The sequence below is a fragment of the Pontibacter sp. LHS2 genome (genome assembly GCF_058932845.1).
Genome location: NZ_JBZYWG010000002.1, coordinates 234572 through 248442 on the forward strand (window position 1 = coordinate 234572; position 13871 = coordinate 248442).

Below are 13871 nucleotides of genomic sequence, written 5' to 3' on the forward strand. Positions count from 1 at the left end.
AAATTTCCTGTTTCTAAAAACAGAAAGCCCTGCCTTTACTGGCAGGGCTTTCTGTTTATTCAGGTATAGGCTATATCTTACAAGGATCCTGTTGCCGGAGCAGCTTCTGCTTTCTTCACAGATATTGCATCCACACCTTTTTCTTTTACCAGCCTGTTGAGCGCTGGCACATCCTGGGCCTGCACTTGCTTGAACAAGTTCAGCTGCTCGTCAATCTGAGCAGTGATCTCCTTTTTAAAAGCATAGGCCTGATCTGTCGGGCGGAAGTCGCCGGTGCTCACCTGTCCTACCAGGTTCGCCAGTTTGTTGTTCAGGCGAATCGGGAAGTTGAGCGGGTCCTGGCCGCTGCGGTTCTTAGTCTGATAGAGCGCTTCTTCAATAGCCGTGATCTTCTTGTCGATGGCCGTAGCAGACTCCACTACATCCTTGTAACTCTCCTGCCCTTTCAGGTTCCCCTTTAAGGTGTTGAGCTGGGCGCGCATCGTCCGGATGTCTTTGATAGCATCATGCGTTTCGGTTAGCTTGTCGCGCACTTCGTTCAGGAAAGCGAACTGCGCTGCTCTATCTTCCGGCGTGGCTTTGGTGCGCGGATCAGGCAGAATAGTAAAGGCTGTTTCCTGACTTTCCTTGTTTACCGTCAGCTTTGCTTTATAATTTCCAGGTATAGCCTTGGGGCCCTGCAAGCCACCACCCCACAGGATGATGCCATCAAAGCGACTAGCTTCCGGGTAGCGCATGTCCCACACGAAACGGTTCAGACCTTCTTTCACTGTCAGCTGGTCCTTTTTTTCTTTGGCATTGCTGGCGTAGCTGCGGATCAGTTTACCATTCTGGTCCATGATCTCGAGTTGTACCACCATGGCCGAGTCCGGTTTGGTTGGCAGGTAGTAATGCACCATTACACCACCCGGATGGTTCTCGCCTTCCGTTTTGGAGAGGCCCCGGTTGCCGCCGTCCATTTTGTAAGTGTCCAGTGGCTTGTACAGATGGAATTTGCTCTTGGCTATACCTTCGTTCAGCTGGTGTAGCGGCGTCAGGTCGTCGATGATCCAGAAGCTGCGGCCCTGTGTGGCGGCGATCAGGTTGTCGTTTTTGATGGTTAGATCCGTGATCGGCACAATCGGCAGGTTCAGCTGGAACGGTTGCCAGCTTTGTCCGTCGTTGAACGACACATACATACCATACTCGGTACCAGCATACAGCAAACCGTCACGCTTCGGATCGGCGCGCACGACGCGGGTAAAATGGTGGCCTGGTATACCTGCCGTGATCTTCGTCCAGGTCTTGCCGTAGTCGGTTGTTTTGTACAGGTATGGGCTGAAGTCGCCGGACTTATACATGGTAGCGGCTACATAAGCTGCTCCCTTTTGGGTCGGGTGCGCCTCGATGCTGTTGATCTGGATCCACTCCGGCATGCCCTTTGGCTGCACCTTTGTCCAGTTCTTGCCATTGTCGCGGGTCACGTGAATCAGTCCGTCGTCCGAACCTGTCCAGATCACGCCTGGCTCTACCGGCGATTCGTTGATGGCGAAGATGGTGCCGTAGTATTCCACACTGGTGTTGTCCTTGGTGATCGGTCCGCCCGATGGTCCCAACTTGGTGGAGTCATTGCGTGTCAGGTCCGGACTGAGTAGCTCCCAAGTCTGCCCTTCGTTATAGGTCACGTGCACGTGGTTGGACGTCGTATAGAGTTTCTTCGGATCGTTAGGCGAGAACATGATCGGGAAGTTCCACTGGAAGCGGTACTTCATACCCTCCGCACCGTGCCCCATCGGATTGTCTGGCCACACGTTGATCACCCGCTCCTGCCCGTTGCTGTGGTCTACGCGTGACAAAAAGCCACCGTAGTTACCGCCATATACAATCTCCGGATTCTCCGGATTCACGGCCAGGTGGGCACTCTCCGAGCCGGCTGTTTCTTCCCAGTCTTTCTCTGAGATGCTCCAGCCTGTGGACCGATGACTGATGCGCACCGTCGAGTTGTCCTGCTGCGCACCGTAGATGCGGTATGGGAAATGATTGTCGGTTACGACGCGGTAAAACTGACCGGTGGGCTGGTTGTTCATCGTGCTCCAGTTCATACCACCATCCGATGTTACCTGTGCACCGCCGTCGTCGGCAATCGCCATACGTGATGGGTTTTCAGGGGCTATCCAGAGATCATGGTGATCGCTATGGCCTGCGTAGGCAGAGGTAAAGGTCTTGCCACCGTCTTTGCTGCGGTGATAGGCCACGTTCAATACGTACACCACATCTTCGTCTTTCGGATCAGCATACACGCGGGTATAGTACCAGGCCCGCTGACGCAGGTTGCGGTCGTCGTTCACCTTCTTCCAGGTCAGGCCGCTGTCGTCGGAGCGGAACAGGCCGCCTTCTTCGGCTTCCACCATCGCAAACACGCGGTTGGAGTTAACCGGCGATACCGTTACACCTATGATACCCAGCGTACCTTTTGGCAGGCCTTCGTTTTTAGAGATGTCTTTCCAGGTCTCACCACCGTCGGTGCTTTTCCATATACCTGATCCGGGACCACCCGACGACAGACTGAAAGGGTTGCGGCGCACGTTCCAGGTCGTGGCGTACAGGTGGCGCGGGTTGTTCGGGTCGAGGATCAGGTCCACGGCGCCAGCGTCTTTGTTGGCAAACAGTGTCTTCTTCCAGGTTTTACCACCGTCGGTACTTTTGAACACGCCGCGCTCTTCGTGCGACTTATACAGATCGCCCATCACGGCCACGTACACGATGTCAGGATTTGTCGGGTGGATGCGGATGCGACCGATGTGCTTCGAGTCTTTCAATCCGATCTGCTCCCAGGTTTTGCCGGCATCCACGGATCGCCACATGCCATGCCCTGACGAGACATTGCCCCGTACGGTCTTCTCTCCTTCGCCCACATAAATCACATTCGGGTCAGCTTCGCTAACGGCCACCGCGCCGATGGAACCCCCAAAGAAACCATCCGAGATGTTTTCCCAAGTAGAGCCACCGTCCGTCGTGCGCCATACCCCACCTCCCACGGTACCCATGTAGTAGAGGTTTGGTTTGCCCGGCACACCGGTTACAGTAGCAGAGCGTCCACCCCGGAAAGGCCCGATGGAACGCCAGGTGATGCCATTGTACAGTTTAGCATCAAAAGGAGCTGTCACTTCTTTTTGTTTGCTGCTGCGGGGCTTTTGTTTCTGGGCGGCTACCTCGGGTGCTGCCAAGGCAAAGGTCAGTAGCAAACAGGCAGCCGTACCTGTTTTGTAGAAGATTCTTTTCATGTAAAGGTGAGCGATAGGTTAATAGACTTTTGTTTGATCAACTGATTTATAAAAGTTTAGCCAGAATAGCAAATAAAGACAACCACTCGGCCTTAGCCCCCTTCAGCTTGAACATTCTATGTGAAACCAGAACTGCGACATACGCCAGCGAACATGCCGCATTTTTTTCAGTTTGCTTAACAAGTAACATCTGCCAGAGGCTTTTGAAATAAAATTGCACTCTATAAAAGGGATTCCCAACATCGATTACGTGTTTGTCCCTCATTCCCTGCGTAAAACTCCCGGTAAAAATACAAATAAGGAAAAACATTCCAGCTTTAATACCTTAAATACACATCTTTAGTATAACTTAAAAAAATACTAAATTATAAATATCCAAGAGTCTTTCCTCAACTCAAAAACAAGGTGTTTAACCATTGAAATACAGTATATTATAAAATATACATCCTGTACTAAATTCTACAAACCAATATAATGCAAACCAAGTATAAAGCAGATCATCTATTATTTTAAGGATAGTCACTTATTTCAGCTTACTAATTCAGTACTATTTCTAACTTAAAAACATCTCACCTATGAACAAATTCTTTACATTGGTTGCTGCACTATTCTTCTTTGTGAGTAGTGCTTTTGCACAGGCTACGGTCGACCCGGATTTGCGGGAGGCACTGCGCTCCTCGATCCTGCCACAGCAAGTAATTGTTACTTTCCACGGAGATAAAGCACCGAGCACCAGCAATATTTTATCGCTCAAGCTGCTCGGCATCACTACTGGCATCTCTTTACAGTCCTTGCCGATTGTGGGTGTGCTGGCTACCCCTGCACAGGTAGATGCACTTGCTAGAAATTCGCAGGTGCGATCGCTTTATCTGAATAAAAGACTGACCTACTTCAATCACCACGACACCCACCTGACGGGTGTACAAAGACTACGCAACGACATGGAGATAACAACCAGAAACGGTGGACTACCAGTTTCTGGCAAAGGTGTAACAGTTGTTATCAATGACAGTGGTGTTGATGGTACACACGAAGATCTGAAGCTAGGTAAAAACCTAAAACAGAACGTACTCGGCACCACCAACCTGAATGGCCTTTCTTCGCTTCTGCCACCTACTTGGTTAGAAAATGTTCCTAACACAGACACCAACTCAGGCCACGGCACGCATTGCGCAGGTTCTGTAGGAGGACTGGGCACTATGTCGAAAGGCAAGTATGCAGGCGTAGCCACAGGAGCTGACCTGATCGGTTATGGATCCGGCGGTGCGCTTTTCATTCTGGATGCCCTTGGCGCCTATGACTGGGTGATGCTGAACCAAGCCCGTTATGGTATCCGTGTTATCAGCAACTCCTGGGGTACATCAGGCCCATTTGATGCGAACAACCCTGTAAACGTTGCTTCTCTGGCAGCTTATAAAAAGAACATTATTTCTGTATTTGCCGCTGGCAACGAAGGTCCTGGTTCTGATACCCACAACCCATATGCCATTGCGCCGTGGGTAATTTCTGTTGGTGCTGGCGACCGCTACGGCAGACTGGCCGATTTTTCTTCCAGAGGCGTGAAGGACCATAAAGAAACCTTAACCTACGATGGCAAGACCTGGACAGTAGAGAACAGACCAACCATCGTTGGTCCGGGTGTGGATGTAGTTTCTACCAGAGTGATCGGTCCAGTCGCTTCGCTAGCAGCCCAACAAGATGTGGAAACGCTTGAGCCTGCTGAGGTTCCGTTCTATACCCACATGAGCGGCACTTCCATGGCCACTCCACACGTAGCCGGCATCATTGCGCTTATACTCGAAGCGAATCCGGCACTGACACCGGATCAGGTGAAATCAATTTTGCAGCAGACCGCTACTAACATACCGGGCCGTGAGCCTTGGGAAGTAGGTGCTGGCTATGTAAACGCCTATGCCGCTGTCGACCATATTTTAAGAAGCACTTCCTTTGGTTCTCAACTTAACATCACCAGAAAATTCAACAGCAATATTACCTCCTCTGTAGCGGCTCAGACCATGCGCATCGACTACAATCCTGCAACAACTGCCACCAATGAAAGCGCATTTTATGTGGCAGAAGGCGTGACAGGTATAGAGGCGAAGATGAATGCAACAGGTTTGTTGGGTGAGACGGGTAACCCTGTGGGCTTGCGACTGGTTGCCCCTGATGGCACTACCTACGGCTCAGGTATATCAGCCTTGTTCACTTTATATACTGACAGAGTGGTTGCGGTGAGCAACCCGATGGCCGGTACCTGGAAAGCAGTAGTATACGGTTTGCAAGGCGCTGGCTTTCCTGAAGCGATCGATGTGAAGGTTGCACAGACGCAGATCCTGGGCTCAACAGGACTGAGTGACATTGCCAGCCATCCGGCGAAAGCAGCCATTGAACTGGCCGTTGGGGATCGCCTAGCAGATGGACTCAGCAATGGGACCTTTAAGCCAGATGCCCTCCTGAAGCGCATTGAGTTAGCGGATTACCTCATGATGGGTCAGGGCGTACGCCAGTACATCCCGACGGATGGAGCAGTTTCTTTCACTGACGTATCCGCAGCTCAAAAACTGCTAGCTGAGTCAGTTACAGCAAAAGGCGCTGCTCTACGAGACGGTTTCCATACTGCCAACGGCATGATGACACCAACTTCTGCTGGTAAATTCAGTCCGAACGGTTCTGTAAGCAGAGCAAGTCTTGCTTACTCACTGGTACAGGCGCTTGGTCAGGAAGCAGAAGCACTTAAGCGAAATGGCACTGCGCCAACTGTAACGCTGAATGGCACCACTTACCCGATAGAAGATGCACAGGATATACCTGCCGGCTTAGAAGGCTATGTGAGTGTGGCACTTGAACTGAACCTGATCAATGCTTTCTATACTGTTACGCAAGGGCCGTATGACATGGAGCCGGTGCTTCACGCTACGTTCAAACCAAAAGCAAACGTGACACGCGCTGAATTTGCCGTCATCGTGACACGCACTTTCAACGGCTGGAATGAACTTGCTGCCGCAACGACATCAGCCATGCAGGTAGCTGAAGCTGCCAATGCGAAAGCCATCGCCTACCCTAACCCATTTGCCGAAACCACTACCATCCAGTTTGGTCTGGAAGAGGATAGCTTTGTGACAGTGGATGTGATGGATGTGATGGGTAAACGAATCAGAACGCTTGTATCTGAAAGAAAACCGTCAGGAAAACACGAGGTGCAGTTTGATGGCAGCACGCTACCAAGTGGCACATACCTGTACAGAATCAATACGAACGGGAAAACCGCTACCATGAAAATGGTGATCGCACGCTAAAATTATCTGAACAGCAAATTGAAAAGGCCCTCTGGAGTGAGGGCCTTTTTTATGGAGTGAAGCAGGATACAGGTATAAAGCTTAACGCCGAAGAGATTCTATACCTGGTCGGTTGCAGGTAAATATGTCTGGGTAGAAGAAATTATGCTTGACGAAAAACGACAAAAAGAATATTCCATCCTGCACTTGTGACAGAATGACATAAAAAAACAACAAAATACGCCTTGGCACATCCCTTGTAATAGTGCTAGCAACAGTGAAAAGAAATTGTAATCGAATCATTATAAAACTATAGAATGGGAAAGATAATTGGTATTGACTTAGGTACAACCAACTCCTGCGTTGCCGTAATGGAAGGTAACGAGCCAGTGGTTATTCCTAACAGCGAAGGCCGCAGAACTACTCCGTCTATTGTCGCGTTCCTGGACGGTGGCAAAGGCGAGCGTAAGGTAGGTGACCCTGCCAAACGTCAGGCAATCACAAACCCGCAAAACACGATCGCTTCGATCAAGCGCTTCATGGGCCACAGCTACAATGAAGTAAGCGAAGAGTCAAAGCAGGTGTCTTACAAAGTGATCCAGGGTGGTAACAACACCGTGCGTGTAGAGATCGGCGACCGCCAGTACACACCACAGGAGATCTCGGCAATGGTACTTCAGAAAATGAAGGCTACTGCAGAAGACTACCTGGGCACAACGGTAACAGAAGCGGTTATCACGGTACCAGCTTACTTCAACGATGCGCAACGCCAGGCAACAAAAGAAGCCGGTCAGATCGCAGGCCTTGAAGTGAAGCGTATCATCAACGAGCCAACAGCAGCAGCGCTTGCTTACGGCCTCGACAAAAAACACAAAGACCAGAAGATCGCAGTATTCGACTTAGGTGGAGGTACATTTGATATCTCTATCCTGGAGCTGGGTGACGGCGTGTTCGAAGTACTTTCTACGAACGGTGACACACACCTGGGTGGTGACGACTTTGACCAGGTGATCATCAACTGGCTGGCAGACGAGTTCAAGAACGACGAAGGCCTGGATCTGCGTAAAGACCCAATGGCTTTGCAGCGCTTGAAAGAAGCTGCTGAAAAAGCGAAGATTGAGCTTTCTTCTTCAAACGAAACAGAGATCAACCTGCCATACATTATGCCAGTGGACGGTGTGCCAAAGCACTTGGTGCGCAAACTGACACGCGCTAAGTTCGAGCAGCTGTCTGACGACCTGATCCGTCGCTCGATGGAGCCTTGCAAGAAGGCCCTGCAGGACGCTGGTCTGTCAACTTCTGACATCGACGAGGTAATCCTGGTAGGTGGTTCAACCCGTATCCCTAAGGTACAGGAAGAAGTAGAGAAATTCTTCGGTAAGAAGCCTTCTAAAGGTGTGAACCCGGATGAAGTTGTAGCCATCGGTGCTGCGATTCAGGGTGGTGTACTGACAGGTGAAGTAAAAGACGTACTTCTGCTGGACGTAACCCCGCTTTCACTGGGTATCGAAACAATGGGTGGTGTGATGACCAAACTGATCGAGTCTAACACAACGATCCCAACGAAGAAGTCTGAGACTTTCTCGACTGCATCGGATAACCAGCCATCAGTGGAGATCCACGTACTGCAGGGTGAGCGCCCAATGGCGAAAGACAACCGTACGATCGGTCGCTTCCACCTGGACGGTATTCCGCCAGCACCTCGTGGTGTTCCGCAGATCGAAGTTATCTTCGACATCGATGCCAACGGTATCCTTCATGTAACGGCTAAGGATAAAGCGACTGGCAAAGAGCAGAAGATCCGCATCGAAGCTTCTTCTGGTCTGAGCGAACAGGAGATCGAGAAAATGCGTCAGGAAGCGGAAGCTAATGCTGAGTCAGATAAGAAGGCGAAGGAAGAGATCGAGAAGCTGAACGCAGCTGACTCCATGATCTTCCAAACCGAGAAGCAGCTGAAAGAGTACGGCGAGAAGCTGTCTGAAGGCAACAAGTCTAACATCGAAGGTGCGCTGGGTCAGCTTAAGACCGCGCACGGAGCCAAAGACATTGCTGGTATTGACGCAGCTATTGAAAGCCTGAATAACGCTTGGCAGGCAGCCTCTCAGGAGATGTATGCAGCCGGTGCCGGACAGGAAGGTGCTGCAGCCGGAAACGGTCAGCAGGCTGGTGGTCCGCAAGGCGCCGCAACTGATGATGGCGGTGTAACCGATGTTGACTACGAAGAAGTAGACGGCGGTAAGAAATAAGCATTAACACAAATTCATACAAAATCCCCTGTCGAGAATCTCGGCAGGGGATTTTTTTTTGTAGACTTCTGAAGGTCAACAAACTGATAGGCACACCTCTCAAAACAATTTTCTGACTGGTTTCTGAAAAATATTTATTTATCTCTATATTTCATGGTGAATGTTCAATCCCTGAAAACAACAAGCCTCCACTTGTTATTCTACGCAGCCATGTAGACTATCGTGATGCCATCCGGTACTCTAAAACAACTAGCTTCAAAACAAGTCCCCAGGCAGTTGTTCATTCCTATATGGCATTTTCAGAAAAGGCAATTTTGGACTAGGCGGCGGAGCAGGAGTTCTTTTTCATATTAGCGAACCAAAACCTTTTCTCTGAAGGCGGGGTACGAAACAGCCGAAGGCATCTCTCACCTCCGGGAGCTAGCCTGCCTATTCACAGTTTCAGCCTGCTAGCGGGCTGCATCTTTTAAGCGACACAAACTACTTTAATGCTTTAAAATGAAACAACTTTACCTTATTCCTCTTCTCGTGTTACTCGCTATTTCAACAGCCTTTGGCCAAAAAGATTTTCGCCCAGGTTACATTGTTCAGAACAGCGACACCCTGCAGGGCTACGTAGATTACCGGGGCGCAGTCCGTAGTTCCAGGATCGCCACTTTTAAAGCAGACCTGCAGGCACCCGAGCAGGAGTTCGACCCTACGCAGCTGACAGGTTACGGCTTTACTAAAGAGCAGAAGGTATACGAAACGCACACTATACCGGCGACGGAGGCGCAACCAGCGCAACAGCTGTTTCTTCAGGCCCTGATCAAGGGTAAAGCCAGTCTCTATACCTACCGCGACGCTGCTGACTACGACCACTTCTACTTGTCGAAAGACCAAGGAACTTTGGTTGAACTGGTACAGCATACCTACAACCGAAAGGATGAGAGAACAGGCAAAACTTACAAAATGGTCGATCAGATATACATCGGTACACTGGCATCAGCCTTATCCGATTGTCCCGATTTCAGAGAGGCTCGATTAAAAAACACTGCTCTGAGAGACCGTTCGCTTATGCTAGTAATAAAGGAGTATAATCAGTGCATGGGAAGTAACATCGTGCACCAACAGACAGAGACGAAAACTAAGGTGACCATAATACCTGTGCTCACCTATTCCATCAACGCTATGCACTTTGATGGTCAGCACCACTATTCCAAAGGCGAGCATAGCAGTACAGGATTAGGTATAGGAGGCGGGATAGGTTTTAACTTTTCAACCCCTAAAATCAGCGAAAAACTATCATTACAGACAGAGTTGCTTTATGCTCCATACAAGTTTGAAAGCGAACTGGATGAAGTTTACAACGTGGGCAGGACAACAAATCACAGACTCATGTTTAATCTTGATTATCTGAAATTACCGGTACAACTGCGCTATACCTTTCCTATCGGTAAGCTAAAGCCCTACCTCAATGCAGGCGCCTCGTTCTCTTATGCCATAAAGGCCGATCAGTATAGAACAACCAGCAGCACCTTCCATTCCAGTGGGTACACAGAGAAATCGGACGCGATCCCTAATAATGGCTTTAAAAGGTATATGTATGGCCTTGTGGGAGGCGCCGGAATTAGTTATCCGATAAATAACAAAGCGCTGATCCTGGAAACCCGCTATGAAGTAACTGATGGAGTTTCGAGCATCCCTAATCTGGTAACAAGCATCAGGAGCTTCAGCCTGGTAGCAGGCTATACTTTCTAGTACTGTAGGTAGAGCGAATTAAGTTTAGCGTGCTATCTTGCACCTCATGAAACAAATCTTACTCTTTATTATCTGCTGTGTGGTATATGGCATATCCCACGCGCAAGTACAGTTAGGCAATGCTTACATAGGAGGTACTCTTGGTGGTGGCTACAATGAGACTACTGGGATCAAAATGAACTCGTTCAATTTAAAGCCAGTGGCCGGCCGTTTTGTAACAGACAACTGGATGCTGGGCTTAAGTGCATCTTATAACTCAAGCTACAGAACCAACAATCATTATGCAGTCTACACAGTCAATAACCAGACTTCCCGGGTACTGCTTAATTATACCCGAGAGCGTTCTGTTGGTGTTGGACCGGTTGCACGCTACTACCAGGAGATCGTTCCTAAGCTAGCCTTTTTTGCGGAAGGTACTGCCGGCTATGCCAGAACAGTAACTAAAAGGGATTACACAACACAAACAACAGATGAAAATGGAGCTCCACTATATGAATCCTATAATCTGACGAGTACGAAGATTCAAAATCTTTATGCGGGTTTTGCACCGGGAGTTGTGTTTTTCCCGAAAGCAAAATTAGGTATAGAATTAAAGACCAATGTGATAAGCTATACCCATGGAATAGGCAATGGTCCAAATCAAGATCCCATCACATTTATGTTTGACCAGAACACCCAGAAAAACCTGAATGTTAGCTTCAGCCTAGCTTCTACAAATATTGGTGTAGGATACTACTTTTAATTGAACTCATATATGTTAAAACAGAACGGCCCACAGCAAATATGCTGCGGGCCGTTCTGTTTTAATCGAAGCTATTTTTAATCAAGGTCTCTGTCACCACGACGCAACTCTTCTACCGAGCGCATCACCTTGTCTTTGAGGCTAACCTTATACTTCTCCAGTTTGTCAGCTACCGCGGCATTGGAAGTGCCGATGATCTGAGCGGCCAGTATACCTGCGTTGAGGGCGCCATCAAGGGCTACTGTAGCCACAGGCACACCGCCTGGCATTTGCAGGATAGACAGCACGGAATCCCAACCATCGATGGAATTGCTCGACTTCACTGGCACCCCAATAACAGGCAGTGTCGTGATAGAGGCCACCATACCTGGCAGGTGCGCTGCACCACCGGCTCCGGCGATTATTACTTTAAGTCCTTTTTTACGGGCCTGCTCGGCATATTCGAACATGCGGTGCGGGGTGCGGTGCGCCGACACAATGGTGATCTCAAAAGGTACGCCCAGATTCTCGAGTATCTCAGCTGCAGCATCCATTACTTTCATATCGGACTGGCTGCCCATAATGATGCCTACCAGCGGCTGCGTAGTTGTGGTTTCGTTGGCCATATTATGCGATTACTTTGATGATGTTTCGGATTGATTCTGCCCGTTGCTGCGCTTCCTTCAAGTCGGTGCCCAGCACAGTGATATGCCCCATTTTGCGGGCGGCACGGGTATATTTTTTGCCATAGAGGTGAATGTACACACCCGGCACGGCCAGGGCCTCCTGTAAACCTTCGTATTTGGCTTCGCCGTCGTAGCCGGGCTCACCCAACAGGTTGAGCATAACAGCTGCACTCTGGATATCAGTGCTGCCTAGTGGCAGGTTGAGGATAGCTCGCAGGTGCTGCTCATACTGCGAGGTATAATTGGCCTTGATGGTATGGTGCCCGCTGTTGTGCGGACGAGGCGCGACTTCGTTTACCAGTATCTGTCCGTCTTTGGTCAGGAACATCTCCACGGCCAATATTCCGACCATGTCAAACGACTCGATTACACGGGTAGCAATTTCAATGGCGAGACGTTGCAATTTGTAAGGCACATTGGCAGGCGCAAAGAGTGAGTCTACCAGGTTGTGCTCCGGATGGAAGCTCAGCTCCACTACCGGGAAAGCCGTTACTTGTCCGTTGGCGTTGCGGGCCACGATCACGGAGATTTCTTTTTCGAAGTCCACCAATTTCTCCAGCACCGACGGTTCTGTGAAGCCCTTGCCCAGATCGGCATCACTCTGCAGTCTGGTTACGCCACGGCCATCGTAGCCTTCGCGACGCAGCTTCTGGAAAGCAGGCAGAAAATCGGTATTTGCTTTCAGCTCTTCGGCGTCTTTCAGGATTCTGAAATCGGCAGTAGGTATAGCGTGTTTCTTGTAGAATTCTTTCTGAAGTCCTTTATCCTGGATCGTGCGGACAGTCTTAGCATCCGGGTATACCTTCACGCCTTCCTGTTCCAACTTCTCGAGAGCATCGGCATTTACGTGCTCAATCTCGATAGTCACGATGTCGCAGTTCTTACCGAACTCATATACCGTGTCAAAGTCTCGGAAACTGCCTACGTAAAATTCGTGGCACACATCTTTGCAAGGGGCGTTCTCGTCGGGGTCGAGCACCAGGGTATAGAGGTTAAAATCGAGTCCGGCCTGAATGAGCATGCGGCCCAGCTGTCCGCCGCCCAGTATCCCGAGCTTTACTTCTCCTTTCATAGTATCGTTGCTTAGGGTGTTGTTCCACCCAAAATTAAGGATAATGTTTTAATCCGCCCTCCTCCAAGTCATTTTCTATACCTGGTAAGGATAGCCTTTGGTTTTATATCGATTAAAAACTATATTGGAGGTTATACGTTTATCGCTCCCATGGAAATTATTCTTGCCACGCTTTCTGCCCTCTTCTCCGTTGTGAACCCATTCGGGGCCATGCCGGTCTTCCTGACGCTCACCCAAAACGACACGCCTGCCCAGCGTAACCAACAGGCGCTCAAGGCTTGCCTTTACATGGTCGGTATACTGGCGGTGTTCTTTCTGGCAGGACAGTACGTGCTCAACTTCTTTGGCATCCGCATCCACGACCTGCGCATTGCCGGTGGTTTGATGATCATGCGTGCCGGTTTTGAATTGCTCACGCCCGGAGGCAGCAACAAGAAAGTATCGCCGGATGTGGTGGAAGAGGCGCAGCACAAAGAAGATATTTCTTTCACGCCGCTGGCCATGCCTATGCTTTCCGGTCCGGGCGCTATTGCGGTGAGTATCGGTCTGTTCACCACCTCCCTTTCCTTCTGGGATATGACCCTGATTCTGGTAGGCATCATTCTGCTGGCTGCGATCAGTTATGTGATTTTGCGCTTTTCGACGCAGCTGACCCGCTTCATGGGCAAAGCCGGTCTGTCGGCACTATCACGTATCATGGGCTTCATTGTGCTTTCGATCGGTGTGAACTTCATTGTGTCCGCCATTTATGCGCTGTTTTTGTCGTAGATCAGGATGTACAGGATTAAAAGATTTACAGGATTTTCGTGGTCATGACATTAAGCTTATTTAAGCTTTAATCATCGCCACACGAGAAAATATCTTTACA

At 49.7% G+C, this 13871-nt stretch carries 8 protein-coding genes; 5 read left to right on the forward strand and 3 right to left on the reverse strand.

Annotated elements, in window-relative coordinates; genetic code table 11:
* Positions 1-77 precede the first annotated feature (77 nt).
* The gene (locus AC5FX6_RS09690) at positions 78-3263 is read right to left on the reverse strand and encodes a WD40/YVTN/BNR-like repeat-containing protein (protein ID WP_493596849.1); all 3186 of its coding nucleotides are present in this window, start codon (positions 3261-3263) and stop codon (positions 78-80) included.
* Between the two features lie 575 nt (positions 3264-3838).
* Here AC5FX6_RS09690 and AC5FX6_RS09695 point away from each other — a divergent pair.
* The 4 genes from AC5FX6_RS09695 (at position 3839) to AC5FX6_RS09710 (ending at position 11266) form a co-directional block, all read left to right on the forward strand.
* Positions 3839-6559, forward strand: a complete 2721-nt coding sequence (locus AC5FX6_RS09695) for a S8/S53 family peptidase (RefSeq protein ID WP_493596850.1) — start codon at positions 3839-3841, stop codon at positions 6557-6559.
* Positions 6560-6855: 296 nt separating this feature from the next.
* Positions 6856-8784: a molecular chaperone DnaK gene (gene dnaK / locus AC5FX6_RS09700; RefSeq protein ID WP_493596851.1), complete on the forward strand. Its 1929-nt coding sequence runs from the start codon at positions 6856-6858 to the stop codon at positions 8782-8784.
* Between the two features lie 498 nt (positions 8785-9282).
* A complete protein-coding gene (locus tag AC5FX6_RS09705; protein WP_493596852.1) occupies positions 9283-10524 on the forward strand; it encodes a porin family protein in 1242 nt (413 codons plus the stop codon).
* Positions 10525-10570: 46 nt separating this feature from the next.
* The gene (locus AC5FX6_RS09710; protein WP_493596853.1) at positions 10571-11266 is read left to right on the forward strand and encodes a hypothetical protein; all 696 of its coding nucleotides are present in this window, start codon (positions 10571-10573) and stop codon (positions 11264-11266) included.
* Between the two features lie 77 nt (positions 11267-11343).
* Here the strand turns inward: AC5FX6_RS09710 and purE are convergent, their stop codons facing one another.
* Positions 11344-11871 (reverse strand): 5-(carboxyamino)imidazole ribonucleotide mutase, encoded by a 528-nt coding sequence (gene purE, locus AC5FX6_RS09715; protein WP_116542015.1) that lies wholly within the window; start codon positions 11869-11871, stop codon positions 11344-11346.
* 1 nt (position 11872) lies between these two features.
* Positions 11873-13003 carry a 5-(carboxyamino)imidazole ribonucleotide synthase gene (locus tag AC5FX6_RS09720; RefSeq protein ID WP_493596854.1) on the reverse strand — a complete coding sequence of 377 codons (1131 nt, stop codon included), beginning with the start codon at positions 13001-13003 and terminating at the stop codon, positions 11873-11875.
* A 150-nt stretch (positions 13004-13153) separates the two neighbouring features.
* On the opposite strand from AC5FX6_RS09720, the gene AC5FX6_RS09725 reads away from it, so the two are divergent.
* Positions 13154-13771, forward strand: a complete 618-nt coding sequence (locus AC5FX6_RS09725) for a MarC family NAAT transporter (RefSeq protein WP_493596855.1) — start codon at positions 13154-13156, stop codon at positions 13769-13771.
* Positions 13772-13871: the final 100 nt, after the last annotated feature.

Coding starts and splice junctions, on each gene's coding strand:
- AC5FX6_RS09690 (WP_493596849.1), bottom strand. CDS start 3,263: ATGAAAAGAATCTTCTACAAAACAGGTACGGCTGCCTGTTTGCTACTG.
- AC5FX6_RS09695 (WP_493596850.1), top strand. CDS start 3,839: ATGAACAAATTCTTTACATTGGTTGCTGCACTATTCTTCTTTGTGAGT.
- dnaK (WP_493596851.1), top strand. CDS start 6,856: ATGGGAAAGATAATTGGTATTGACTTAGGTACAACCAACTCCTGCGTT.
- AC5FX6_RS09705 (WP_493596852.1), top strand. CDS start 9,283: ATGAAACAACTTTACCTTATTCCTCTTCTCGTGTTACTCGCTATTTCA.
- AC5FX6_RS09710 (WP_493596853.1), top strand. CDS start 10,571: ATGAAACAAATCTTACTCTTTATTATCTGCTGTGTGGTATATGGCATA.
- purE (WP_116542015.1), bottom strand. CDS start 11,871: ATGGCCAACGAAACCACAACTACGCAGCCGCTGGTAGGCATCATTATG.
- AC5FX6_RS09720 (WP_493596854.1), bottom strand. CDS start 13,003: ATGAAAGGAGAAGTAAAGCTCGGGATACTGGGCGGCGGACAGCTGGGC.
- AC5FX6_RS09725 (WP_493596855.1), top strand. CDS start 13,154: ATGGAAATTATTCTTGCCACGCTTTCTGCCCTCTTCTCCGTTGTGAAC.